Source organism: Rhodoplanes sp. SY1, assembly GCF_046000175.1.
Lineage (GTDB): Bacteria > Pseudomonadota > Alphaproteobacteria > Rhizobiales > Xanthobacteraceae > Rhodoplanes.
In genome coordinates this window covers 24,239-48,043 of the sequence record NZ_JBEOMB010000060.1, presented here as the reverse complement: position 1 = coordinate 48,043, position 23,805 = coordinate 24,239, and the positions used below count along the sequence as shown (strand labels likewise).

At 67.5% G+C, this 23,805-nt stretch carries 35 protein-coding genes; 1 reads left to right on the top strand and 34 read right to left on the bottom strand.

All coding sequences use genetic code 11. The features are described from left to right. Window positions 1–5 precede the first annotated feature (5 nt). From ABTU92_RS16740 to ABTU92_RS16730, 3 genes are all read right to left on the bottom strand, one after another. Window positions 6–527, bottom strand: a complete 522-nt coding sequence (locus ABTU92_RS16740) for a YeeE/YedE thiosulfate transporter family protein (protein WP_408092572.1) — start codon at window positions 525–527, stop codon at window positions 6–8. A gap of 152 nt (window positions 528–679) precedes the next feature. Then, window positions 680–925 carry a hypothetical protein gene (locus ABTU92_RS16735; RefSeq protein ID WP_408092570.1) on the bottom strand — a complete coding sequence of 82 codons (246 nt, stop codon included), beginning with the start codon at window positions 923–925 and terminating at the stop codon, window positions 680–682. 233 nt (window positions 926–1,158) lie between these two features. Beyond that, window positions 1,159–2,448: an RluA family pseudouridine synthase gene (locus ABTU92_RS16730; RefSeq protein WP_408092598.1), complete on the bottom strand. Its 1,290-nt coding sequence runs from the start codon at window positions 2,446–2,448 to the stop codon at window positions 1,159–1,161. Window positions 2,449–3,138: 690 nt separating this feature from the next. Between ABTU92_RS16730 and ABTU92_RS16725 the strand changes: the two genes are divergently transcribed. After that, entirely contained in the window at window positions 3,139–3,789 is a 651-nt protein-coding gene (locus ABTU92_RS16725) for a hypothetical protein (protein ID WP_408092568.1), read from the top strand. A gap of 74 nt (window positions 3,790–3,863) precedes the next feature. Here the strand turns inward: ABTU92_RS16725 and ABTU92_RS16720 are convergent, their stop codons facing one another. The 31 genes from ABTU92_RS16720 to tuf form a co-directional block, all read right to left on the bottom strand. Further along, entirely contained in the window at window positions 3,864–5,201 is a 1,338-nt protein-coding gene (locus ABTU92_RS16720; RefSeq protein ID WP_408092566.1) for a replication-associated recombination protein A, read from the bottom strand. Between the two features lie 145 nt (window positions 5,202–5,346). Continuing rightward, complete coding sequence (locus ABTU92_RS16715; RefSeq protein ID WP_408092564.1) at window positions 5,347–6,747, bottom strand: Do family serine endopeptidase; 1,401 nt, start codon at window positions 6,745–6,747, stop codon at window positions 5,347–5,349. Between the two features lie 99 nt (window positions 6,748–6,846). Next, window positions 6,847–7,695 carry a c-type cytochrome gene (locus ABTU92_RS16710; RefSeq protein ID WP_408092562.1) on the bottom strand — a complete coding sequence of 283 codons (849 nt, stop codon included), beginning with the start codon at window positions 7,693–7,695 and terminating at the stop codon, window positions 6,847–6,849. A gap of 224 nt (window positions 7,696–7,919) precedes the next feature. Continuing rightward, a complete protein-coding gene (gene rplQ, locus ABTU92_RS16705; RefSeq protein ID WP_111355847.1) occupies window positions 7,920–8,339 on the bottom strand; it encodes a 50S ribosomal protein L17 in 420 nt (139 codons plus the stop codon). Window positions 8,340–8,520: 181 nt separating this feature from the next. Further along, a complete protein-coding gene (locus ABTU92_RS16700; RefSeq protein ID WP_111355848.1) occupies window positions 8,521–9,558 on the bottom strand; it encodes a DNA-directed RNA polymerase subunit alpha in 1,038 nt (345 codons plus the stop codon). Window positions 9,559–9,661: 103 nt separating this feature from the next. After that, window positions 9,662–10,051 carry a 30S ribosomal protein S11 gene (rpsK, locus tag ABTU92_RS16695; protein WP_111355850.1) on the bottom strand — a complete coding sequence of 130 codons (390 nt, stop codon included), beginning with the start codon at window positions 10,049–10,051 and terminating at the stop codon, window positions 9,662–9,664. A gap of 69 nt (window positions 10,052–10,120) precedes the next feature. Further along, window positions 10,121–10,489, bottom strand: coding sequence for a 30S ribosomal protein S13 (rpsM, locus tag ABTU92_RS16690; RefSeq protein ID WP_111355851.1), 369 nt, complete (start codon window positions 10,487–10,489; stop codon window positions 10,121–10,123). 245 nt (window positions 10,490–10,734) lie between these two features. Next, complete coding sequence (locus tag ABTU92_RS16685; protein WP_408092559.1) at window positions 10,735–11,355, bottom strand: adenylate kinase; 621 nt, start codon at window positions 11,353–11,355, stop codon at window positions 10,735–10,737. Then, window positions 11,352–12,683 (bottom strand): preprotein translocase subunit SecY, encoded by a 1,332-nt coding sequence (gene secY / locus ABTU92_RS16680; protein WP_408092557.1) that lies wholly within the window; start codon window positions 12,681–12,683, stop codon window positions 11,352–11,354. The genes ABTU92_RS16685 and secY overlap by 4 nt, the downstream gene beginning before the upstream one ends. Window positions 12,684–12,745: 62 nt before the next feature. Next, a complete protein-coding gene (gene rplO, locus ABTU92_RS16675; RefSeq protein WP_408092555.1) occupies window positions 12,746–13,252 on the bottom strand; it encodes a 50S ribosomal protein L15 in 507 nt (168 codons plus the stop codon). Window positions 13,253–13,346: 94 nt separating this feature from the next. Then, a complete protein-coding gene (gene rpmD, locus ABTU92_RS16670; protein WP_111355858.1) occupies window positions 13,347–13,538 on the bottom strand; it encodes a 50S ribosomal protein L30 in 192 nt (63 codons plus the stop codon). Window positions 13,539–13,555: 17 nt separating this feature from the next. Next, window positions 13,556–14,110 carry a 30S ribosomal protein S5 gene (rpsE, locus tag ABTU92_RS16665; protein WP_111355859.1) on the bottom strand — a complete coding sequence of 185 codons (555 nt, stop codon included), beginning with the start codon at window positions 14,108–14,110 and terminating at the stop codon, window positions 13,556–13,558. 39 nt (window positions 14,111–14,149) lie between these two features. After that, complete coding sequence (rplR, locus tag ABTU92_RS16660; RefSeq protein ID WP_408092552.1) at window positions 14,150–14,512, bottom strand: 50S ribosomal protein L18; 363 nt, start codon at window positions 14,510–14,512, stop codon at window positions 14,150–14,152. Window positions 14,513–14,523: 11 nt separating this feature from the next. Then, the gene (gene rplF, locus ABTU92_RS16655; protein ID WP_408092550.1) at window positions 14,524–15,057 is read right to left on the bottom strand and encodes a 50S ribosomal protein L6; all 534 of its coding nucleotides are present in this window, start codon (window positions 15,055–15,057) and stop codon (window positions 14,524–14,526) included. 11 nt (window positions 15,058–15,068) lie between these two features. After that, entirely contained in the window at window positions 15,069–15,461 is a 393-nt protein-coding gene (rpsH, locus tag ABTU92_RS16650) for a 30S ribosomal protein S8 (protein ID WP_111355864.1), read from the bottom strand. A gap of 13 nt (window positions 15,462–15,474) precedes the next feature. Beyond that, window positions 15,475–15,780, bottom strand: coding sequence for a 30S ribosomal protein S14 (rpsN, locus tag ABTU92_RS16645; protein ID WP_111355866.1), 306 nt, complete (start codon window positions 15,778–15,780; stop codon window positions 15,475–15,477). Window positions 15,781–15,824: 44 nt separating this feature from the next. Further along, the gene (gene rplE / locus ABTU92_RS16640) at window positions 15,825–16,535 is read right to left on the bottom strand and encodes a 50S ribosomal protein L5 (RefSeq protein WP_111355868.1); all 711 of its coding nucleotides are present in this window, start codon (window positions 16,533–16,535) and stop codon (window positions 15,825–15,827) included. Then, window positions 16,528–16,845 carry a 50S ribosomal protein L24 gene (gene rplX, locus ABTU92_RS16635; RefSeq protein ID WP_272777771.1) on the bottom strand — a complete coding sequence of 106 codons (318 nt, stop codon included), beginning with the start codon at window positions 16,843–16,845 and terminating at the stop codon, window positions 16,528–16,530. Before rplX ends, rplE begins: the two co-directional genes overlap by 8 nt. Beyond that, on the bottom strand, window positions 16,845–17,213 hold the full coding sequence (gene rplN, locus ABTU92_RS16630) for a 50S ribosomal protein L14 (RefSeq protein WP_111355871.1): 369 nt from the start codon (window positions 17,211–17,213) through the stop codon (window positions 16,845–16,847). The genes rplX and rplN overlap by 1 nt, the downstream gene beginning before the upstream one ends. 39 nt (window positions 17,214–17,252) lie before the next feature. Next, window positions 17,253–17,498, bottom strand: coding sequence for a 30S ribosomal protein S17 (gene rpsQ, locus ABTU92_RS16625; RefSeq protein WP_111355873.1), 246 nt, complete (start codon window positions 17,496–17,498; stop codon window positions 17,253–17,255). Between the two features lie 11 nt (window positions 17,499–17,509). After that, window positions 17,510–17,716, bottom strand: a complete 207-nt coding sequence (rpmC, locus tag ABTU92_RS16620) for a 50S ribosomal protein L29 (protein ID WP_111355874.1) — start codon at window positions 17,714–17,716, stop codon at window positions 17,510–17,512. A gap of 14 nt (window positions 17,717–17,730) precedes the next feature. Then, a complete protein-coding gene (gene rplP / locus ABTU92_RS16615; RefSeq protein ID WP_111355877.1) occupies window positions 17,731–18,144 on the bottom strand; it encodes a 50S ribosomal protein L16 in 414 nt (137 codons plus the stop codon). Window positions 18,145–18,182: 38 nt separating this feature from the next. Then, window positions 18,183–18,893 carry a 30S ribosomal protein S3 gene (rpsC, locus tag ABTU92_RS16610; protein WP_111355879.1) on the bottom strand — a complete coding sequence of 237 codons (711 nt, stop codon included), beginning with the start codon at window positions 18,891–18,893 and terminating at the stop codon, window positions 18,183–18,185. Window positions 18,894–18,903: 10 nt separating this feature from the next. After that, the gene (rplV, locus tag ABTU92_RS16605) at window positions 18,904–19,287 is read right to left on the bottom strand and encodes a 50S ribosomal protein L22 (protein WP_111355880.1); all 384 of its coding nucleotides are present in this window, start codon (window positions 19,285–19,287) and stop codon (window positions 18,904–18,906) included. 16 nt (window positions 19,288–19,303) lie between these two features. Continuing rightward, complete coding sequence (gene rpsS, locus ABTU92_RS16600; protein WP_111355882.1) at window positions 19,304–19,582, bottom strand: 30S ribosomal protein S19; 279 nt, start codon at window positions 19,580–19,582, stop codon at window positions 19,304–19,306. 11 nt (window positions 19,583–19,593) lie between these two features. Next, window positions 19,594–20,430 carry a 50S ribosomal protein L2 gene (rplB, locus tag ABTU92_RS16595; protein ID WP_408092545.1) on the bottom strand — a complete coding sequence of 279 codons (837 nt, stop codon included), beginning with the start codon at window positions 20,428–20,430 and terminating at the stop codon, window positions 19,594–19,596. Window positions 20,431–20,440: 10 nt separating this feature from the next. Further along, window positions 20,441–20,740, bottom strand: a complete 300-nt coding sequence (locus ABTU92_RS16590; protein WP_111355884.1) for a 50S ribosomal protein L23 — start codon at window positions 20,738–20,740, stop codon at window positions 20,441–20,443. After that, window positions 20,737–21,357: a 50S ribosomal protein L4 gene (gene rplD, locus ABTU92_RS16585; RefSeq protein WP_111355886.1), complete on the bottom strand. Its 621-nt coding sequence runs from the start codon at window positions 21,355–21,357 to the stop codon at window positions 20,737–20,739. The genes ABTU92_RS16590 and rplD overlap by 4 nt, the downstream gene beginning before the upstream one ends. A 1-nt stretch (window position 21,358) precedes the next feature. Continuing rightward, window positions 21,359–22,111 (bottom strand): 50S ribosomal protein L3, encoded by a 753-nt coding sequence (gene rplC / locus ABTU92_RS16580; RefSeq protein ID WP_408092543.1) that lies wholly within the window; start codon window positions 22,109–22,111, stop codon window positions 21,359–21,361. Window positions 22,112–22,148: 37 nt separating this feature from the next. Next, window positions 22,149–22,457, bottom strand: coding sequence for a 30S ribosomal protein S10 (rpsJ, locus tag ABTU92_RS16575; protein ID WP_008385434.1), 309 nt, complete (start codon window positions 22,455–22,457; stop codon window positions 22,149–22,151). A 109-nt stretch (window positions 22,458–22,566) separates the two neighbouring features. After that, entirely contained in the window at window positions 22,567–23,757 is a 1,191-nt protein-coding gene (gene tuf / locus ABTU92_RS16570; RefSeq protein WP_111355890.1) for an elongation factor Tu, read from the bottom strand. Window positions 23,758–23,805: the final 48 nt, after the last annotated feature.

Sequence of the window (23,805 nt, the reverse complement as noted above, 5' to 3'; positions counted from 1 at the left end):
ACGGATCAGATGCGGCGCAGCAGCAGCATCGCGGTGGCGATGCCGCCGACGAACATGGCGGCGACCGCGACGGTGGAGCCGACGGCGAGCTGAGCGACACCGGAGAGGCCGTGGCCCGACGTGCAGCCGTCGGCGAGGCGCGCCCCGAACAGCATCAGGAAGCCGGCCGCGAAGGCGACCGCGTAACGCACCGGCCGCGACGGCGTGCCGAGCGCCCGCGCCCAGATCGGCGACACGCCGCGGCGCAGCGACCCGGACAGGAAGGCCGACACGAACGCGCCGATGGCGACGCCGACGACCAGCGCGACCTGCCACCAGTTCTTGGCGGTCGCGGCCACGTGCTTGGCCACGTAGTCGATCGTCAGGATCGACGGATCGACCAGCCCGGCGATGCTGCCGCCGATCGTGACGAAGGACGACGAGGCGCCGAGCGCCGTGTCGATCAGCAGGAAGGCGGGGATCTGCAGGAGGCCGATGAGGACTCCGGCGACATAGGGGGACCAGGCACGGTCGGTGAGCGCGATCATGCGAAAAGCTCCGGGAGTGCGGCGCACCGGCTGCGCCGTCCCTGATACTTTCTCATATTCGCAATTATGTAATCAAGAGCGCCGTCCGGCATGCCGGTCCGGCGATGGCGAGGGCCGGCACGCGGAGCCCGGTCCCGGGCGCGGGGCCAACCTCACGGGAAACGCGGAAGCTTGATGCCCAGATCCGGATCGAGATCGGCATTCGGGGACCGGCCGATGCGAAGGTGGGGCACGGCCTCGCCCGATCCGCGGGTTTCGGTGGACAGGCGCAGCCGGCCGACCGCGAGCGTCACGCGCGCCACCGTCGGCCCGTCTTCGGCGTCCGGGTTCGTCGTGTCGAGTCGGGAGCCGAGCATGGGAAGGCCTCCCGTGCGCACGAGGAGCGCGCGCACGTTCACGTCGTTCTGCTTTGTCTACGGAAGCCGGCGCCGGGGAACGCCTCACATCGTCACGACACACCCGAGAACCGGCAGGATCACGTTAACCATTCGTTAGAGCGTGAATAGTCCGTTCGACTGCGATTCGTAAGACCACGCAACGTGATTGGGTGATCTTCCATCAAGAGCCCTGATGGTGCGAAGCAGCGACGCGCCGCGACGTGACGTGACGCGCTCCGCCGCGGCCGAGCTCGTCAGTCCTCGTCGGGCGCGTCCTCGATCGGATCGTAGCGGGTCGCGTCGAAGCCGAGCAGATTGAACGACTGCACCATGTGGGGCGGCAGCGGCGCCGTGACGTCGATGACGCCCTGGCGGGGATGCGGGATCACCAGGCGGCGTGCCATCAGATGCAGGCGGTTCTGGATGCCGCCCGGCAGCTCCCAGTTCTCGATGGAAAAGTACTTCGGATCGCCGACGATCGGATGACCGATATGCGCGAGATGGGCCCGCAGCTGATGCGTGCGCCCGGTCACCGGCTTGAGCGACAGCCAAGCGAGGCGCTGCGCCGCCGTCTCCACGACGGCGTAGTAGGTGACGGCATGGCTCGCCCCCTCCTCGCCGTGCCTGGCGATGCGCATCACGCTCTCGTCCTCGCGCTCCTCCTTGATCAGGAAGGTCGAGATCCGCCCCTGGCGCGGCTTCGGCACGCCGGCGGCGAGCGCCCAGTAGACCTTTCGGGCCGAGCGCGAGCGGAAGCTGCCGGCGAGCGTCGAGGCAGCGAAGCGCGTCTTGGCGATCAAGAGGCAGCCCGCCGTGTCCTTGTCGAGCCGGTGGACGAGGCGCGGCCGCTGGCCCTTGGCGTCGCGCAGCGCATCGAGCATGCCATCGACATGGCGGGTCGTGCCCGAGCCGCCCTGCACGGCGAGCCCCATCGGCTTGTTGAGCACGAGGACGTCGGCGTCCTCGTAGAGCGTGATCGACTTCAGGAAGGCGCGCGTCTTCTCGTCGGCCTCGGAGGAGGCGCCCGAGGACTTGGGAGCGTCGAGCCGCAGCGGCGGCACGCGCACGCTCTGGCCCTCCTCCAGACGGTCCTTGGTGTCGACCCGCTTGCCGTTCACCCGCACCTCGCCCTTGCGGACGATGCGCTGGATGTGACTGAACGACAGCCCCGGGAAATGCGCCTCGAAGAAACGGTCGACCCGCATGCCGGATTCGTCGGCCGTCACCACCAGGGTCTGCACGGCGGTCGGCGGCGGGGCATTCGTCTCGACCTCAGCCTCGGCCGCGGCGTCAGACGCCTCGTCGCGATCGACCGTGTCGCGCTCGAATCTGTCGCGCTCGTCGTTGTCCTGTGCGCGTCGCGGGCGCGGAGCCGTGTCGCGCGCGGCCGAAGGACGCCCGCGAGCCGGCCGTTGCGGCCCCTCACCGCGATCGTCGCGACGCTCCGGACTGGCCCGGCCACCGCGCGGCCGCTCGCCGGGAGACCGCGCGTCGTCGAAACGACGCTCGGCGAACCGGCCCTCGTCGCGACGCTCGTCGGCGATGCGCTCCTCGAACGCGGCCTCCTCCGGCTCGACCTCGCGGCGCTTGCTGGTCTTGATGAAGCGCCGATCGGGCGCGGGACGCTCCTTCTTGTTGCGGCCGGTGAGCGGACGGTCGTCGCGGCGGAACTGGCCGTAGCCGACCTTGTCCCGCCCCTCGTCGCGATCGCGGCGCGGCCCGCGGACCCCCTCGTCGCGCGTGCGCTTGGCGCCTCCCGGCGCGCCGGCCCCGGCGGCGGAGCGCTTCGGCCCGTGCGGCCGCTTCGGCGCATCGCCGGCGAAGCCGCCGCCGAACTTTTCACCACCGAACTTGCCACCGCCGAATTTTCCACCCGGCCCCTTGCCCGGCTTCCCCGGACCACGGCCCGGTCCACCGCTCCGGCCGCCTCCGCCGGTGCGCGCAAAACCGCCGCGATCGTGATCGCGCGGTCCGGCGATCTGACGCTTTCCGCCCGGCTGCCGGGGTCCGCCGCTCCGTTTCATAACCAAGCTCCATCAACGAAATGGCGATCATTTCGAAGTGCGAAGAATTCATCATCGGCGGATACCGGCCGAAACATATTTCACGCCCCCCTGATCCGACCCGGTGCGGCGGCTGACCCGGGGCGCTCCCTCTGTACTCGCGAGAGAGTGAATGGTCGATAAGAAGATTGCGTATACACTCTTTGATTGCATTCACAGTCGGAGCTAGCGATGGAGCACGCTATTCTGATTCCGTTGGTGGCCGGTGCTGTCATGATCTTGGCGATAGCCGCCGTGATGTTCAGAAGCCAGGCAATTCCGAACAGCTTGGCGTGGCCGTTAATCGTTGGCGCACTCTTGTTGGCTCTGCCATACCTACAGAGTTTCAATTACGACGGCCCTTGGGGGAAAATTTCGACCCAGATCCGCGATGTCAAGGTTGAAGTCAAAGGCGAGATCGCGACGAATACCGCCAATACCGATTCGAACCTTCATGATATAAAATTAAAGGTCTCTGAAATTCATCGTAAATTATTCCCAACATCAACTGACGCAACATCATTGCCAGCGTATAGGGAGAACAGAAAAACAACAATATTGGTGTACTATACTAAGGGATTGAACGAAAAAGCCGAGCAGATAAGGGACTACTTACTGGATGCAGGCTACAAGAGTTCTGCGACCTACACAGACTTTGAGGAACTCGGCTCGACGGTCGGCAAACCCGGATCAACCCGATTCGTATTCACGGCCGCAAGCGCCTCGACGATGAGCGATCTCCGCGCAAAGCTTAAAACCGCGTTCCCAGCAATCTTCAAGACAACTGAGGATAGGCTTACTGACAAAGTTGGCGGCGGTGATGCTCAGGTATTGCTGTTCTAAACGTCACGTCGATCGGGCGTCCAACGGTCTTCGCGTTACATTACACTGGTTTCGCACACAACACTTTTTAGCCCTCACCCCCCGCCCCGCTCCCGGCGGAGCTTCGCCCACCATTCCAGGCGTTTCCTGATCTCGCGCTCGAAGCCGCGCTCCACCGGGTGGTAGAACGCCTGGCGGCCGAGCGTCTCGGGGAAGTAGTCCTGGCCCGAGAAGGCGTCCGGGGCGTCGTGGTCGTATTCGTAGCCCGCGGAGTAGCCCTCCTGCTGCATCAGCTTGGTGGGCGCGTTGAGGATGTGCTTGGGCGGCAGCAGCGAGCCGCCCTGCTTGGCCGCCCGCATCGCGGCCCCGTAGGCCTTGTAGGCGGCGTTCGACTTCGGCGCGGTGGCGACGTAGATCACCGCATTGGCGATGGCGAGCTCGCCCTCCGGGCTGCCGAGGAAGTCGTAGGCGTCCTTGGCGGCGTTGGCGACGACCAGCGCCTGCGGGTCGGCCAGCCCGATGTCCTCCACGGCCATGCGGACGATGCGGCGGGCGAGGAACAGCGGATCCTCGCCGGCGTCGACCATGCGGCAGAACCAGTAGAGCGCCGCGTCCGGGTCCGAGCCGCGCACCGACTTGTGCAGGGCCGAGATCAGGTTGTAGTGGCCGTCCTGGCTCTTGTCGTAGATCGGCGCACGACGCTGCACGATCTCCTGCAGGGTGACGAGATCGAACACCTCGTCCTTTCGCGCGGCGCGCCAGACCTCCTCGGCGAGCGTCAGCGAGGCGCGGCCGTCACCGTCGGCCATGCGGATCAGCGCGGCCCGCGCGTCGGCGTCGAGCGGCAGCGGCTTGCCCTCGACCGCCTCGGCCCGCGCCAACAGCTTTTCCACTGCGGCCGGATCGAGCGAGCGGAACACCAGCACGCGGGCGCGCGACAGAAGCGCCGCGTTGAGCTCGAACGACGGATTCTCGGTGGTCGCGCCGACCAGCACGACGGTGCCGTCCTCCATCACGGGCAAGAAGGAATCCTGCTGGGCGCGGTTGAAGCGATGCACCTCGTCGACGAACAGCAGCGTCCCCTGCCCCGTCTCGCGCCGCTCGCGCGCCGCGTCGAAGACCTTCTTCAGATCGGCGACGCCGGAGAACACGGCCGAGATCTGGACGAATTCCAGGTCGGTCGCGTGCGCCAGGAGCCGCGCCACCGTGGTCTTGCCGGTGCCGGGCGGTCCCCAGAAGACCAGCGAGCCGAGCGAGCGCGTCTCGATCATCCGGGTCAGCGCGCCGTCCGGCCCGAGCAGATGATCCTGGCCGACGACCTCGGCGAGCGACTGCGGGCGCAGCTTGTCGGCGAGCGGGCGCGGCGCGTCGTGATCGAGGCCGGCGGCCGCGAACAGCGAGGGGGAGTCGGGCTTCTTGGCGCGGGTGGCCATCGGTGTCAGCGCGATCTCCGGTGGACTCGCCCCATCCACCGCTCATCCCCGCACAAGCGGGGATCCAGGGCTTCTTTGCCGTGTCGCCCCTGGGTCCCCGCCTGCGCGGGGACGAGCGGGAGTGACGGAGACATCCCCCTGACGGTCACCCGCCGAACACCACCGAGAGGGGCTTGCCCTCGCGCAGGATGGTGATGCGCCAGAGGCGGTTCTGCTGGCCGGCGGCGCGTTCGAGGTCGCGGCTCGTGACGATCTTCTCGCCGTTGATGGCGATCACCACGTCGCCCTTGCGGAAGCCGAGGCCGCGGGCCGTCGAGTTCTCCTGCACCTCGACGACGGCGCAGCCCTGCAGGGTGACGTCGAGCCGCAGCTCCTCGGCGAGCGCCGGCGACAGGTTGGCGGCCGTGATGCCCTGGAACGGCGAGCGCGACCGGATCGGGCGCGCGTCGCGCGGCCCGTCCGGCACGGTCTCGAGCGGGATCGCGACGCGGATCTCGCGGCCGCTGCGCAGCACGCCGACCTGGGCCTGGCCGCCGGTCGCCTTCATGGCGAAGCGGTAGTCGAAGGCGTTGGGGTCGTCGACCTCGGTGCCGTCGATGGCGACGATCAGATCACCGGTGCGCAAGCCGGCGCGCTCCGCCGGGCTCTTGGCGACGACCGTGCCGACCAGCGCGCCGGACGGCCGCTTGAGGCCGAAGGCCTCGGAGATCTCCGCCGTCACGGCCTGCAGCTTGGCGCCGAGCCACGGCCGGCGCACCACGCTCGAGCCGCCCTGCGCCGAGGCGAGCACCACCTTCACCATGTTGGCGGGGATCGCGAAGCCGATGCCCTGCGAGCCGCCGGAGCGCGAGAAGATCGCCGTGTTGATGCCGATCAGCCTGCCGGAGAGATCGACCAGCGCGCCGCCCGAATTGCCGGGATTGATGGCGGCGTCGGTCTGGATGAAGAACTGATAGTCGGTGATTCCGACCTGGGTGCGGGCGACCGCCGAGACGATGCCGTGCGTCACGGTCTGGCCGACGCCGAACGGGTTGCCGATGGCGAGCACCAGATCGCCGACCGCGAGCGCGTCGGAATCGCCGAACGGGATCGCCGGAAACTGCTCCGAGACCTCCTTCAGGCGCAGCACCGCGAGATCGGAGCGCGCGTCCTTGAGCACGATCTCGGCCTCGAACTCGCGCTTGTCGGCGAGCGAGACCTTCACCTGGTCCATGTTCTCGATGACGTGATTGTTGGTCATCACGAGACCGCTCGGATCGACGATGACGCCGGAGCCGAGCGAGCGCTGCACCTGCTCCTGGGGGCGGCCGCCGAAGAAGCGGCGGAACACCGGGTCGTCCATCAGCGGGTGACGATTCTCCACCACGCGCGCCGCGTAGACGTTGACGACCGCCGGCGCGACCCGCTTCACCACCGAGGCGAAGGAGAGCTTCATCTCCTGCACCGAGGTCGGGACGCGGCCCTCCTGGGCCGCCGCCGGTCCGGCCGCCAGCACGGCGAGAACGATGGCGAGCGATCCGAGACCCGAACGCAGGATGGACGGCATGGTGCGACTCCCAAGTCGAAATCCCGCGAACCATAGAGCCTCGAACCGCTCAAATGAAGGGCCGCGACGACCAGGTCCGGGGCGCCGCTCGCTCCGCCCTCACTCCCGCGGCGGCAGGGTGCGCAGATAGGCGACCACGGCATCGAGGTCGCCGGCCGTCATCCGGGCGTAGAAGCCGTAGCCCATCGGCGGCTTGAGCTTGGAGCCGTCGCGCGACACGCCTTGCGTGATGGCCCGCTTGATCTCGTCGTCGGTCCAGGCTTTGAGCCCCTTCTGCGGATGCGACGTGATGTTGCGGGCGATCGAGGTGCCCCACGGTCCGGCGAACTCCTGCCGGCCGGCGCCGACCGCGGAGAAGTCGAGCTTCCCGTCGATCCGCGGCGTGTGACACTCCATGCAATGGGCGATGGTGACGAGGTACTCGCCGAGCTTCACCTTGTCGGCCTGCAGCGCGGCCGGGTCGGCCGGCTTGTCGGCGCCCGGGAAGAGCTCGCGCTCGAAATGCGAATTGTAGACGGGGGCCTCGACCTTGTTGGGCGACGCCTTCAGGCTCTTGAGATAGACGGCGATCGCCTTGCCGTCGGCCGGCGTCAGCACGCCGTAGAAGCCGGTCGGCATCGGCGGGGCGAGCGGTACGCCGTTCGGCCGCACGCCCTCGCGCATGGCCTTCTCGATGTCGGCTTCGCTCCAGGTGCCGATGCCGTTCTGCTTGTCCGGGGTGATGTTGGAGCCGCGCACCCTGAACGCCGGCGTGTCGAAGACCGGCGTGCCGCCCGAGAAGGCCCGCGCCAAGTCGGGGCCGTTCGGCCCGATCGGCGTGTGGCAGTTGTGGCAGGTCATCACAGTGTTGACGAGGTAGGCGCCGCGCTCGACCGCGCCCTGCGCCGCCGCCCCGGAGGTTCCAGCCACCAACACGGCGACGGCCAGCACCGTCTGTCGTCCGAGCATCGCTGATCTCCCCTGTGCCGCAATGATTCATTTGTGCGGCTTATGACGGAGAGGTTCGGCGATCGAGCTTCGTTCGTAAATGCCTTTCCGCTCCGGCCGTGCGGGCCGGCGACGGCATGGCGCGGGAAAAGCCGCGCAGGCACGAAAAAACGCGCCGCGGACGAGGTCCGGGCGCGTTCGTTTCGTCGAGACGAGAGGCGCGACGACGCGCCCGTCCGAAATGATCAGGCCGCCTCGGCCTCGCCGACCTCGGCGGTCGGGCCGGAGTCCTTGCCCTTGGCCGTGACGTCGCGGTCGACGAACTCGATGACCCCGACCGGGGCCGAGTCGCCGTAGCGGAAGCCGGCCTTGAGGACGCGGGTGTAGCCGCCCTGGCGGTCCTTGTAGCGCGGGCCGATCACCTCGAAGAGCTTCTTCACCATGGCGATGTCGCGCAGCTCGGCGACCGCCTGGCGGCGCGCGTGCAGGTCGCCGCGCTTGCCGAGCGTGACCAGCTTCTCGACGATCGGACGCAGGTCCTTCGCCTTCGGCAGCGTGGTGACGATCTGCTCGTGCTTGATCAGCGCCGCCGCCATGTTGGCGAACATGGCGCGCCGATGCTCGGAGGTGCGGTTGAGCTTCCGGTGGGCGGAGCCGTGGCGCATGGTCGTATCCTCTTGTTGGGCCCGTTCGACCGGCCCAGAATTCAGAGATGTCCCCTCTCCCCTGCGGGGAGAGGGCTAGGGTGAGGGGGGATGGGCCTCGACGGATTTCGACGCCGGATCCCCCTCACCCGGACCGCTTCGCGGTCCGACCTCTCCCCACAGGGGAGAGGTGAAAAGGCCCTCAGTAGTGGTCCTCGAAGCGCTTGGCGAGTTCCTCGATGTTCTCGGGCGGCCAGCCGGGCACTTCCATGCCGAGATGCAGGCCCATCTGCGCCAGCACCTCCTTGATCTCGTTGAGCGACTTGCGCCCGAAGTTCGGCGTGCGGAGCATTTCCGCCTCGGTCTTCTGAACGAGGTCGCCGATATAGACGATGTTGTCGTTCTTCAGGCAGTTGGCCGAACGCACCGACAGCTCGAGCTCGTCGACCTTCTTGAGGAAGGCCGGCGGGATGCCGCCGAGGTCGTCGGCCAGCAGCATCGGCTGCTCGGCCCGCTTCGGCTCCTCGAAGTTGACGAAGACGTTGAGCTGGTCCTGCAGGATGCGCGCCGCGTAGGCGAGCGCGTCCTCGGGCGTCACGGCGCCGTTGGTCTCGATCGACAGCGTGAGCTTGTCGTAGTCGAGGATCTGGCCCTCGCGGGTGTTCTCGACCTTGTAGGAGACCTTCTTGACCGGCGAGTAGAGGCTGTCGACCGGGATCAGGCCGATCGGCGCGTCCTCGGGCCGGTTGCGCTCGGCCGGGACGTAGCCCTTGCCGGTATTGACCGTGAACTCCATGCGGATCTCGGCGCCCTCGTCGAGATGGCACAGGATCAGCTCGGGGTTCAGGATCACGACGTCGCCGACGGTCTGGATGTCGCCGGCCGTGACGACCGACGGCCCCTGCTTCTTCACCACCATGCGCTTCGGGCCTTCGCCCTGCATCTTGATGGCGATGTCCTTGATGTTCAGCACGATGTCGGTGACGTCCTCGCGCACGCCGGCGATCGAGGAGAACTCGTGCAGGACACCGTCGATGTGCACGGACTGCACGCTCGCGCCCTGCAGCGAGGACAGCAGGATGCGGCGCAGCGCGTTGCCGAGGGTGAGGCCGAAACCACGCTCGAGCGGCTCGGCGACGACGGTCGCGAGGCGCTTGGGATCGGCGCCCGGGGTGACCTGCAGCTTGTTCGGCCGGATCAGCTCTTGCCAGTTCTTCTGAATTGTCACGTCATCACCCATCGGTAGGTGGCGCGGGGGCATTCACGCCGCGCGTCCCGCTCCGCCCGCGGGACGAAAATGGCGGCGGCGGACCGCGTCGGCCCGCCGGAGCGATGAAAAGACGTCAGACGCGACGCCGCTTGCGCGGCCGGCAGCCGTTGTGCGGGATCGGCGTCACGTCGCGGATCGAGGTGATCGTGAAGCCGGCCGACTGCAGCGCGCGCAGCGCCGACTCGCGGCCCGAGCCGGGACCGGCGACCTCGACCTCGAGGGTGCGCATGCCGTGCTCCTGGGCCTTGCGGGCGCAGTCCTCGGCGGCGATCTGGGCCGCGTAGGGGGTCGACTTGCGCGAACCCTTGAAGCCCATCGTGCCGGCCGACGACCAGGCGATCGCGTTGCCCTGGGCGTCCGTGATCGTGATCATCGTGTTGTTGAACGAGGCGTTCACATGCGCGACGCCCGAAGCGATGTTCTTGCGCTCGCGACGGCGGACGCGCGTGGCTTCTTTTCCCATTGTCGATCCTTCTGCGGCCCGGCCTCGACGCCCGGCCCGTCAAGTATCCCCGAAGACCTGCGGTCCCGCTTACTTCTTCTTGCCGGCGATCGGCTTCGCCGGGCCCTTGCGGGTCCGCGCATTGGTGTGGGTACGCTGGCCGCGCACCGGCAGGCCGCGCCGATGGCGCAGGCCTCGATAGCAGCCGAGATCCATCAGCCGCTTGATGTTCATGGAGACCTCGCGCCGCAGATCGCCCTCGACGAGGTAGTCGCGATCGATCACCTCGCGAATCTGCAGAACCTCGTTGTCGGTCAGCTGGGACACCCGGCGCTCCACCGGAATCCCGACCTTCTCGATGATCTCCTGGGCCTTCGCCGGCCCGATCCCGTGGATGTACTGCAGACCAATCAGCACGCGCTTGTTGGTCGGAATATTGACGCCAGCGATACGGGCCAAGGCCGCAGCTCCTTCTTCCCCCGGCTCACCGGCCGGTCTGTTCCGATTCGGTCACGCGCCGCCGATAAGCGCGAAAACGACGCCATTCCCCGACCTCCGGGGCGCGGCGCCGTCCATGAGTTCTTCCGACTGGGAACGCAGTATGTAAGGATTCCTGCGGAACCCGTCAACCACTGCGCGCCAACCGGCGCGTGTCCGGACGCCGCCGGCCCGGCCGCCGCCGGATCCGGACCGTCCGGCCCGCCTTATCGTACCGCCGCCGGGGTGGATCGGCTGTCCCCGGCCGCCGTCTTCAGCACCGCGTCGATCGCCTTGCTGACGTCCGCGATGGGCGCCATGCCGTCGATCGTCCGCAGCTTGCCCTTGCTCTCGTAGTACGCCGCGAGCGGCGCCGTCTGGGACCGGTAGGCCTCCAGCCGGGTCTTGAGAGCCTCGGCATTGTCGTCGGCCCGCAGCGACTCGCCGCGCGCCGTCATCTCGCGAACCCGCTTCTCGACCCGGTCGAGCAGCGCCTTCTCGTCGACCTTCAGCTCGACCACGGCGTCGAGATGCAGGCCCTTCTCGGCCAGCATCCTCTCCAGCGCCTCGGCCTGCGGCACGGTGCGCGGGAAGCCGTCGAGAATGAAGCCGTTGGCGGCATCGGGCTCGCCGATCCGGTCCGCCACGATGGCGACCACGACCTCGTCCGGCACCAGGTCGCCCCGGGCCATGATGTCCTTGGCCTTGAGGCCGACCGGGGTGCCCGCCTTGACCGCGGCGCGCAGCATGTCGCCGGTGGAGAGCTGGACGATCTTCCACGCCTCGACCAGGTGCTGGGCCTGCGTTCCCTTGCCCGCCCCCGGCGGTCCGAGAAGAATCAGTCTCATCGACGTCGACCTCTCAGCTTGGATTTCTTGATCAGGCCTTCGTACTGGTGGGCCAGCAGATAGCCTTGGATCTGGGCGACCGTGTCCATGGTGACGGAGACGACGATCAGCAGCGAGGTGCCGCCGAAGTAGAACGGCACCGCGGCGTAGGAGATCAGGATCTCCGGGATCAGGCAGACGACCGACAGATAGGCGGCGCCGACCACGGTGATGCGCGACAGGACGTGGTCGATGTACTCGGCGGTGCGCTCGCCGGGACGGATGCCCGGGATGAACCCGCCGTGCTTCTTGAGATTGTCGGCCGTCTCGGTCGGGTTGAACACGATCGCCGTGTAGAAGAAGGCGAAGAAGACGATCAGCCCGATATACATCACCAGGAACAGCGGACGGCCGTGGCCGAGCTGCGTGGTGATCACGTTGAGCCACTCGGGCCCCTGCCCCGCGTTCAGGTTGGCGACCGTGGTCGGCAGCAGGAGCAGCGACGAGGCGAAGATCGGCGGAATGACGCCCGAGGTGTTGAGCTTGAGCGGCAGGTGCGAGGTCTGCCCCTCGAACATGCGGTTGCCGATCTGGCGCTTCGGATACTGGATCAGCAGCCGGCGCTGCGCCCGCTCCATGAACACGATGAAGCCGATCACGACGATCGACATGACCATGATGAGCAGGATCACGCCGGTCGACATGGCGCCCTGGCGGCCGAGCTCGAACATGCCGACGAGCGCGCCGGGCAGCTCGGCGACGATGCCGGCCATGATGATCAGCGAGATGCCGTTGCCGATGCCGCGCGCCGTGATCTGCTCGCCGAGCCACATCAGGAACATGGTGCCGCCGGTGAGCGTGATCACCGTGGAGATGCGGAAGAACCAGCCCGGATCGGTGACCACCGAGCCGGCGCCCTCGAGCCCGACCGAGATGCCGTAGGCCTGGAAGACCGACAGGATCACGGTGAGGTAGCGGGTGTACTGGTTGATGACCTTGCGGCCCTGCTCGCCTTCCTTCTTCAGGTTCTCGAGCGTCGGCGAGACCGTCGTCAGGAGCTGGACGATGATCGAGGCCGAGATGTACGGCATGATGTTCAGCGCGAAGATCGCCATCCGGTGGATGCCGCCGCCCGCGAACATGTTGAACATGCCAAGGATGCCGCCCGCCTGGGTGCGGAAGATCTGCTCCCACTGCCCCGGATCGATGCCGGGCAGCGGGATGTAGGTGCCGAGCCGAAAGACGAGCAGCGCCCCGAGCGTGAACCAGATACGCTTCTTGAGCTCCTCGGCCTTGGCGAAGGCCGAGAAGTTGATGTTCGCCGCGAGTTGCTCTGCTGCAGAAACCATGTCGAGGCTCCGGTTGCCGCCCTTGCCGGTACGACTGGTCGGCGTGTCCCGCTATATGGGGATCAGCCGGCCTGTTCGCCCGTCGATTCAGCGGCCTCTTGGCGCGGCGCCAGCACCTTGACGGAGCCGCCGAGCTTCTCGACCGCGGCGATCGCAGACGCGGTGGCGCCGTGGACCTCGAACTGGAGCTTGGCAGTCAGCGTGTCGGCGCCGTTGCCGAGCAGCCGGACGCCGTCGAGCGCGCGCCGCAGCACGCCGGCCTTGACCAGCGCCGCGACGTCGACGACCGCGCCGGCATCGAGCCGGCCCTTGTCGACCGCGAGCTGGACCCGGCCGAGATTCACCTCGTTCAGGTCGAGCGCGAAGATGTTGTTGAAGCCGCGCTTGGGCAGGCGCCGATGCAACGGCATCTGGCCGCCCTCGAACCCCTTGATGGCGACGCCGGTGCGGGCGGTCTGGCCCTTGCCACCGCGGCCGCCGGTCTTGCCCTTGCCGGAGCCGATGCCGCGGCCGACGCGGATGCGCGACTTGCGGGCCCCGGCCTTGTCGGCGATCTCGTTGAGCTTCATGACGATTCCTCGAGTCTTCGGGGGTCGCGCGGGTGCTGCGGCGCCCTCGTGGGCAGCCGGACCGGCCGGGGACGCGCCCCGGCCGCGACCGAACTCACTCTTCGACCACCCGGACCAGGTGGTGGACCTTGTTGATCATGCCGCGCACCGACGGGGTGTCCTTCAGCTCGGACACCCGGCCGATCCGGTTGAGGCCGAGGCCGATCAGCGTCTCGCGCTGATCGTGCCGGCGGCGGATCGGGCTGCCGGTCTGCTCGACCTTGATGGTCTTGGTTTCGCTCGCCATGCTGGTTCTCCCGGCCGTCAATCGGTGACGGTCTCGTCGGCGCCCTCGCGGCGACGCGACTGCAGGGCCGAGACCTTGATGTTGCGCCGGGCGGCGACGGAGCGCGGCGAGTCCTGGTGCTTGAGCGCGTCGAAGGTCGCCCGCACCATGTTGTACGGGTTCGACGAGCCGAGCGACTTCGCCACCACGTCCTGCATGCCGAGCGTCTCGAAGACGGCGCGCATCGGGCCGCCCGCGATGATGCCGGTGCCCGCAGGGGCAGCGCGCAAAAACACCTTGCCGGCGCCGTGGCGACCCGCCACGTCGTGGTGCAGGGTCCGGCCCTCGCGCAGCGGCACCCGGATGAGGCCGCGCTTGGCCGCGTCGGTCGCCTTGCGGATCGCCTCCGGAACCTCGCGGGCCTTGCCGTGGCCGAAGCCGACACGGCCCTTCTGATCGCCGACCACGACCAGCGCCGCGAAGCCGAAGCGCCGGCCGCCCTTCACCACCTTGGCGACGCGATTGATGTGGACGAGCTTGTCGGTGAACTCGCTGTCCCGCTCCTCGCGGTCGCGTCCGTGCTCACGAGCCATGTGAAACCGTCTCCCTCGGGCGATCGCCCGTCATCGCCCTTAGAAATTCAGCCCGCCCTCGCGGGCGCCGTCGGCCAGCGCCTTGACGCGACCGTGATAGATGTAGCCGCCGCGATCGAAGACCACGTCCTTGACGCCCTTGGCAACGGCCCGCTCGGCGAGGAGCTTGCCCACCACCTTGGCGGCCTCCTTGTCGGCCCCGGTCTTGAGGCTCGACCGGAGGTCCTTCTCCAGCGTCGAGGCGGACGCCACGGTCACACCCTTCAGGTCGTCGATGACCTGCGCATAGATGTGCTGCGACGAGCGGAACACCGAAAGCCGCAGCCGGTCGCCGGCCGCCGCCTTGATGGCCCGGCGGACGCGGCTGGTGCGCCGCGCCGTCTTGATATTGAGCCTGGACATCGTGCGCTCCGCTATTTCTTCTTGCCTTCCTTGCGGAAGATGTATTCGCCCGCGTACTTGACGCCCTTGCCCTTGTAGGGCTCCGGCGGCCGGTAGGAGCGGATCTCGGCCGCGACCTGCCCGACCTTCTGCTTGTCGATGCCGCTGATCACGACCTCGGTCGGCTTCGGCGTCGCGATCGCGATCCCCTCCGGGATCGGGTACAGGACGTCGTGGCTGAAGCCGAGGGCAATCTGCAGGTTCTTGCCCTGCACGGCGGCGCGATAGCCGACGCCGACGATCTCGAGCTTCTGCTCGAAGCCCTTGCTCACGCCCGTGAACATGTTCGACACGAGGGTCCGGGAGGTGCCCCACATGGAGCGCGCCCGCTTGGTCTCGTTGCGCGGATCGACCTTCACGGCGCCCTGCTCCATCTTCACGACGACGTCGTCGGGAAGCACGAGCTGGAGGGCACCCTTCGGGCCCTTGGCCTTGACGGTCTGGCCTTCGATATTGGCGGTCACTCCGGAGGGGACCGGCACCGCCTTCTTGCCGATGCGAGACATTCCGGCTCCCTTTAGAACACGGTGCAGAGGATCTCGCCGCCCACGTTCGCGTCGCGCGCGGCGTGGTCGGCCATGACGCCCTTCGGGGTCGACACGATGGCGACTCCGAGACCGTTGTTGACCCGCGGCAGCGCCTTGACGGAGGCGTAGACGCGGCGGCCGGGCTTCGACACGCGGGCGATCTCGCGGATCACCGGGGTGCCGTCGAAATACTTCAGCTCGATCTCGAACTCGGTCCGCCCGTCGGCGTGCTCGGTGGTCGAGAAGTCGCGGATGTAGCCCTCGCTCTTGAGGACCTCGAGCACGCTGGCGCGCAGCTTCGAGCCGGGAGTCGACACCTTCGACTTGGCGCGCAGCTGAGCGTTGCGGATGCGGGTGATCATATCGCCGATCGGATCGTTCATGGCGACGCCCTCCTCACCAGCTCGACTTGAGGAGGCCCGGGATCAGGCCCTTGGAACCGAGCTCGCGCAGCGCGATGCGGCTCATCTTCAGCTTGCGATAATAGGCGCGCGGACGCCCCGTGACCTCGCAGCGGTTGCGGATGCGGGTCTTCGAGCCGTTGCGCGGCATCTCGGCGAGCTTCAGGGTCGCGGCGAACCGCTCCTCCATCGGCTTGTCCTTGTCGTTGGCCTCGGCCTTCAGCCGGGCCCGCTTCGCCGCCTGCTGGGCGACGAGCTTGCGCCGATGCTCGTTCTTCTCGACAGAGCTCTTCTTCGCCATTCGATGCTCCTAACTCCGCGTCTGAGACGGGCTGTCGGTCCGTCTCACTGCCGGAACGGGAAATTGAAAGCGGCCAGGAGGGCGCGGCCCTCCGCGTCGCTGCGCGCCGTGGTGCAGACCGTGATGTCCATGCCCCACACCTCGGCGACCTTGTCGTAGTCGATCTCGGGGAAGATGATGTGCTCCTTCACCCCGAGCGTGTAGTTGCCGCCGCCGTCGAAGCTCTTCGGATTGAGCCCGCGGAAGTCGCGAACGCGCGGCAGCGCGATGTTGATCAGCCGGTCGACGAACTCGTACATCCGGTCCTTGCGCAGCGTGACCTTGCAGCCGATCGCCTGGCCCTCGCGGACCTTGAAGGTCGCGATCGACTTGCGCGCCTTGGTGATGACCGGGCGCTGGCCCGAGATCATCGCCAGGTCGGCGGCCGCCTGCTCGACCTTCTTACGGTCCGCGACGCCCTCGCCAACGCCCATGTTGATCACGATCTTGGTGATCTTCGGGACCTCGAACTTGTTCTTGTAGCCGAACTGCTCGGTCAGCTTCTGCTTGACCGTCTGGTCGTACTGCACGCGCAGCCGCGACGGGCCCTTCGACGCCTCGACCTCGCCGGCCGCGGCCGCCTTCGGGGCGGCGCTCTTGGCGGCCTTGGCGGCGGCCTTCTCGGCCTTCGGATTCGGAGCGGCCGGATGCGCGCCCTTGGCACCCTTCGCGTCCGGCTTGGCGCCCTTCTTGGCGTCCTTCTTGTCCTCAGCCATTGATCTCGGCTCCCGAACGCTTCGCGACACGGACCTTCTTGCCGTCCGCCAGAATCTTGAACCCGATGCGGGTCGGCTTACCGTCCTTCGGATCGGCGACCGCGAGATTGGACAGGTGCACGGGCGCCTCCTTGGAGATGATGCCGCCCTCCTGCTGGGCGGACTGGCGCTGGTGCCGCTTGACCATGTTGACGCCGCGCACGAGCGCACGGTTCTCGGTCGGACGGACCTCGATCACCTCGCCGGTGCGGCCCTTGTCGCGCCCCGTGAGAACGACGACCTTGTCGCCCTTGCGGATTTTCGCAGCCATCACAGCACCTCCGGGGCGAGCGAGATGATCTTCATGTGGTTCTTGGCGCGGAGCTCGCGCGGCACCGGTCCGAAGATGCGGGTGCCGACCGGCTCCATCTGGGCATTGATCAGGACGGCGGCGTTCCGGTCGAACCGGATGGCCGAGCCGTCGGCACGACGAATGTCCTTCGCCACACGGACGACGACCGCCTTCATGACGTCGCCCTTCTTCACGCGGCCGCGCGGGATCGCCTCCTTCACGGACACCACGATGACGTCCCCGATGGTCGCGTACTTGCGCTTCGAGCCGCCCAGCACCTTGATGCACATGACGCGGCGCGCGCCGGAATTGTCCGCCACATCGAGATTGGTCTGCATCTGGATCATGATGAGCCGCCTTGTTCTTTCGTTATGGAGCGCGCGGCCTTACTTCGCGCGCTTCTCGCCCTGGACGACCGACCACCGCTTCAGCTTGGAGATCGGACGATGCTCCTCGATCCACACGGTGTCGCCCACGGCGTACTGGTTGGTCTCGTCGTGCGCGTGGTACTTCTTGGAGCGCCGGACGGTCTTCTTCATGACGGGGTGAGTGAAACGACGCTCGACCCGCACGATGACGGTCTTGTCCTGCTTGTCGCCCACCACGACACCCTGCAGCATGCGCTTCGGCATCGTCGTTCTCCTTACTTCGTACCGGCGGCTGCGCGCTTGGTCTGCGCCACCGTCTTGATCCGGGCGATGTCGCGGCGGACCTGCCGCACCCGCGAGGTGTTCTCGAGCTGACCCGTCGCCTTCTGGAAGCGCAGGTTGAACTGCTCCTTCTTCAGCTTCAGGAGCTCGTCGTCGAGCTGATCGACCGTCATGGTGCGGAAGTCTTCGATCTTGGCCATGGCGTGTCCGGTCCCTACTCGGCGATGCGCTCGATGAAGCGCGTCTTGATCGGCAGCTTGGCGGCCGCCAGCGTGAGCGCCTCACGGGCGATCTCGCTCGTCACGCCGTCGACCTCGAACAGGATGCGGCCGGGCTTCACGCGCGCCACCCAGTACTCGGGCGCGCCCTTGCCGGAGCCCATTCGGACTTCGAGCGGCTTCTTGGAGATCGGCACGTCCGGATAGATGCGGATCCACACCCGGCCGGCGCGCTTCATATGGCGCGTCATGGCCCGGCGGGCCGCCTCGATCTGGCGGGCCGTGATCCGCTCCGGCGCCATCGCCTTCAGGCCGAACTGGCCGAAGGCCAGGGTCGTCCCGCTGGTCGCAACACCTTTGATGCGGCCCTTGTGCGCCTTGCGGAACTTCGTGCGCGCTGGTTGCAGCATGGATCGTCGCCTTTCTTATGTCCTTGTGCGACCGCGCGTCACGCCGCGTCGCGCCGCGGACGGCTCGAGCCGCCGCTGGCGTCGGCCTCGGCCGCGCGCTTGTCCTGCGCCATCGGATCGTGCTCGAGGATCTCGCCCTTGAAGATCCACACCTTCACGCCGCAGGTGCCGTAGGTGGTGAACGCCGTGGCGACGCCGTAGTCGACGTCGGCGCGCAGGGTGTGCAGCGGCACGCGGCCCTCGCGATACCATTCCATGCGCGCGATCTCGGCGCCGCCGAGCCGGCCGGAGCAGTTGATGCGGATGCCCTCGGCGCCGAGACGCATCGCCGACTGCACGGCGCGCTTCATGGCGCGACGGAAGGCGACGCGGCGCTCCAGCTGCTGGGCGATCGACTCGGCGACCAGCTGCGCGTCGAGCTCCGGCTTGCGGATCTCTACGATGTTGAGCACGACGTCCGAGTTGGTCAGCGCCGCGACCTTGCGGCGGAGCTTCTCGATGTCGGCGCCCTTCTTGCCGATCACCACGCCCGGCCGGGCCGAGTGGATGGTGACGCGGCATTTCCGATGCGGCCGCTCGATGACGATGCGCGACACGGCGGCCTGCTTGAGCTGCTTGAGCAGCTCGGTCCGGATCGCCATGTCCTCGTGCATCAGCTTGCCGTACTCGTTCTTGCCGGCGAACCAGCGCGAATCCCAGGTACGGTTGATCCCGAGGCGCAGCCCGATCGGATTGACCTTCTGACCCATGGGGCTCTCCTCAGGATGCGGCGGCTTCGACCTGACGAACGACGATCGTCAGGTGCGAGAACGGCTTCAGAATCTTGCCCGAGCGACCACGGCCGCGCGGCACAAAGCGCTTGATCACCAGCGCCTTGCCCACGTGGGCCTGCGACACGACCAGGTCGTCGATGTCGAGGTCGTGGTTGTTCTCGGCGTTGGCGATCGCCGACTGCAGGCACTTGCGGACGTCGCGGGCGATGCGCTTGCGCGAGAACTCGAGGTCGGCGAGCGCAGTCTGCACCTTCTTGCCGCGAATGAGTTGCGCGACCAGATTGAGCTTCTGCGGAGAGACCCGGAGCATCCGGGCCACCGCCTTCGCCTCGTTGTCCGGGAGGCTGCGGGGACGTGCTGTCTTGCTCATCTCTCGTTCCCTCGCCTCACGCCCGCTTGGCTTTCTTGTCGCCCGAGTGGCCGTGGAACGTGCGGCTCGGCGAGAACTCGCCGAACTTGTGCCCGACCATCTCCTCGGTGACCAGCACGGGGACGTGCTTGTGGCCGTTGTGGACCCCGAAGGTCAGCCCCACGAACTGCGGCAGGATCGTCGACCGCCGGGACCAGATCTTGATCACGTCGTGACGGCCGGACGAGCGGGCGGCTTCCGCCTTCTTGAGCAGATAGCCGTCGACGAACGGGCCTTTCCAGACGGAGCGCGCCATCTCGTGCTTCCTTACTTCTTCTTCCGCGCGTGGCGGCTGGAAACGATGAACTTCGTGGTGCTCTTGTTCTTGCGGGTCTTCTTGCCCTTGGTCGGGAAGCCCCACGGAGACACCGGATGCCGGCCGCCCGAGGTGCGGCCTTCGCCGCCGCCGTGCGGGTGATCGACGGGGTTCATCGCGACGCCGCGGTTGTGCGGCCGCTGACCGAGCCAGCGGGAGCGTCCCGCCTTGCCGATCGAGGTGTTCATGTGGTCCGGGTTCGACACCGCACCGACGGTCGCCATGCAGCGGCCGTGCACCAGGCGCTGCTCGGACGAGTTCATGCGCAGGATGACGTAGTCACGGTCGCGGCCGACGATCTGCGCATAGGTGCCGGCCGAGCGGGCGATCTGGCCGCCCTTGCCGATCTTCAGCTCGACATTGTGCACGATCGTGCCGATCGGCATCGAGGAGAGCGGCATCGCATTGCCCGGCTTCACGTCGACCCGCTCGCCGGAGACGACCGTGTCGCCGGGACCGAGGCGCTGCGGCGCCAGGATGTAGGCGAGCTCGCCGTCCTGATACTTGATCAGGGCGATGAAGGCCGAGCGACCCGGATCGTACTCGATCCGCTCGACGGTCGCCGGCTGGTCGTGCTTCGCCCGCTTGAAGTCGACGAGGCGCAGCGACTGCTTGTGGCCGCCGCCGCGGAAACGCACCGTGGTGCGGCCGGTGTTGTTGCGGCCGCCCGACGAGCTCTTGCCGACGGTCAGCGCCTTGACGGGCTTGCCCTTGTAGAGGCCCGAGCGGTCGACCAGAACGAGCTGACGCTGGCCCGGAGTGGTCGGCTTGTATGTCTTGAGTGCCATCGCCGTTTCCTCAGAGCCCGGTGGTCACGTCGATCCGGTGCCCCTCCTCGAGGGTCACGATCGCCTTCTTGACGTCCGAGGTCTCGCCCTTCACGCCGCGGAACCGGCGCAGCTTGCCCTTGCGGATCAGCGTGTTGACGGCCTTCACCTTGACGTCGAACAGCTTCTCCACCGCGTCCTTGATCTGCGGCTTGGTGGCGGTCTTGCGGACGTTGAAGAGCACCTGGTTGTGCTCGGACGCGACGGTGGCCTTCTCGGTGATGATCGGGCTGACGATCACGTCGTAGTGGCGCGGGTCTCGGGTGCTCATTTGAAGCGCGCCTCCAGCGCATCGACCGCGGCCCGCGTCAGCACCAGCTTGTTCCGACGCAGGATGTCGTAGACGTTGATGCCCTGGATCGGCAGCACGTCGATGTTCGGAATGTTGCGGGCCGCCAGCGAGAACTTCGACTCGAGCTCGGCGCCGTCGATGATCAGCGCGTTGGCGAGCCCGAGCTTCTCGAACCGCGCCTTGAGCGTCTTCGTCTTGCCGTCGTCGAGCGCCGCCTTGTCGAGCACGACGATGCCGCCGTCCTTCGCCTTGGCCGAGAGCGCGTGGCGCAGCGCCAGCGAGCGCACCTTCTTGGGCAGGTCGATCGCGTGGCTGCGCGGCTGCGGGCCGAAGGCGCGGCCGCCGCCGCGGAACTGCGGCACGCGGGCGGAGCCGTGACGGGCGCTGCCGGTGCCCTTCTGCTTGTACATCTTCTTGCCGGTGCGCCAGATCTCCGCGCGGTTCTTGACCGCGTGGGTGCCGGCCTGGCGGCGCGACAGCTGCCAGACGATGCAGCGCTGGATCAGGTCGGCGCGCGGCTCGAGACCGAAGATCTCGGCCGACAGGTCGATCGAGCCAGCGGTGTCGCCGTCGAGGGTGGTGACCGTGAATTCCATCTTACGCTCCCTCGCCCGGTGCCGCAGCCTCGGTCGCCTCGCCGGCCGGGATCGCGCCGTTCGCCGCACCGTCCTCGGTCGGCAGACGGAACTTGCCCGGACGCGGCGCGTCCTTCGGTAGCGACTTCTTCACGGCGTCGCGCACCGTGATCCAGCCGCCCTTGACGCCCGGCACCGCACCCTCGACGAGGATGAGGCCGCGGTCGACGTCCGTCTGAACCACCTTGAGGTTCAGCGTGGTCACCCGCTCGACGCCGAGATGGCCGGCCATCTTCTTGTTCTTGAAGGTCTTGCCCGGATCCTGCCGGCCGCCGGTCGAACCGTGCGAGCGGTGCGAGATCGACACGCCGTGCGAGGCGCGCAGGCCGCCGAAGTTCCACCGCTTCATCGGTCCGGCGAAGCCCTTGCCGGTCGAGGTGCCGGTGACGTCGACGAACTGACCGACCACGAAGTGATCGGCCGTGATCTCGGCGCCGACCGGGATCAGCGCGTCGTCGTTCACGCGGAACTCGACCACCTTGCGCTTGGGCTCGACCTTCGCCACGGCGAAGTGGCCGCGCTCGGCCTTGGGCGTGTTCTTCGGCTTCCGCGCGCCCGAGCCGAGCTGCATGGCGACGTAGCCGTTCTTGTCCATGGTGCGGTGAGCCACGACCTGGCACTTGGCCAGCCGGAGCACCGTGACGGGCACGTGCTCGCCCGCGTCGGTGTAGACGCGGGTCATACCGAGCTTCTGTGCGATCACACCGGAACGCATCGTTCTCGTCCCTTTCTGCGCTCTACCGTGTCGCGCCTTAGAGCTTGATCTCGACGTCGACGCCGGCGGCGAGGTCGAGCTTCATCAGGGCGTCCACGGTCTGCGGGGTCGGATCGACGATGTCGAGCAGCCGCTTGTGAGTGCGCATCTCGAACTGCTCGCGGCTCTTCTTGTCGACGTGCGGCGAGCGGTTGACGGTGAACTTCTCGATCTTGGTCGGCAGCGGGATCGGCCCGCGAACCTGCGCGCCCGTCCTCTTGGCCGTCGCCACGATCTCGCGCGTCGAGGCGTCGAGAATACGATGATCGAACGCCTTGAGGCGAATTCTGATGTTCTGGCCGTTCATGGTCTTCTCTGCCTCGATAGGCGCGAGTAGTGACTGCTTGGGGCGAATAGTGAGTAGCGAGTAGCGAGTAGCGAACGCCGTTCGCTACTCCCCATTCGCTATTCGCCGCTCACTCGATGATGCTGGCGACGACGCCGGCGCCGACCGTGCGGCCACCCTCGCGGATGGCGAAGCGCAGCTTCTCCTCCATGGCGATCGGCACGATCAGCTCGACCGTCATGGCGATGTTGTCGCCCGGCATCACCATCTCGGTGCCTTCCGGCAGGTGCACGACACCGGTCACGTCGGTGGTGCGGAAGTAGAACTGCGGGCGGTAGTTGGTGAAGAACGGCGTGTGGCGGCCGCCCTCCTCCTTGGTGAGGATGTAGGCCTCGGCCTTGAACTTGGTATGCGGCTTCACGGAGCCCGGCTTGCACAGCACCTGGCCGCGCTCGACGTCCTCGCGCTTGGTGCCGCGCAGCAGGCAGCCGACGTTGTCGCCCGCCTCGCCCTGGTCGAGCAGCTTGCGGAACATCTCGACGCCGGTGACCGTGGTCTTGACGGTCGGCTTGATGCCGACGATCTCGACTTCCTCGCCGACCTTCACGACGCCGCGCTCGATACGGCCGGTCACCACGGTGCCGCGGCCCGAGATCGAGAACACGTCCTCGACCGGCATCAGGAACGGCTGGTCCTTCGGACGATCCGGCTGCGGGATGTAGTCGTCGACCGCGGCCATCAGCTCGAGGATCGCGTTCTTGCCGAGCTTCTCGTCCTTGCCCTCGAGCGCCATCAGGGCCGAGCCCTTGATGATCGGGATCTTGTCGCCCGGGAAGTTGTACTTGGAGAGGAGCTCGCGGACCTCGAGCTCGACGAGCTCGAGCAGCTCCGGATCGTCGACCATGTCGACCTTGTTCATGAACACGACCAGCGCCGGCACGCCGACCTGGCGGGCGAGCAGGATGTGCTCGCGGGTCTGCGGCATCGGGCCGTCGGCGGCCGACACGACCAGGATCGCGCCGTCCATCTGGGCCGCGCCCGTGATCATGTTCTTCACGTAGTCGGCGTGCCCGGGGCAGTCGACGTGCGCGTAGTGGCGCTTCTGGGTCTGGTACTCGACGTGCGCGGTCGAGATGGTGATGCCGCGCGCCTTCTCTTCCGGAGCCTTGTCGATCTGGTCGTAGGCCGTGAACGTCGCGCCGCCCGTCTCGGCGAGGACCTTCGTGATCGCGGCCGTCAGCGTCGTCTTGCCGTGATCGACGTGCCCGATCGTGCCGATGTTGCAGTGGGGCTTGTTACGTTCGAACTTCTCTTTGGCCATCGGGACTCTCCGTTGCCTCTGGTCGTCTCTGTCGTTGCGGTCGTGGCG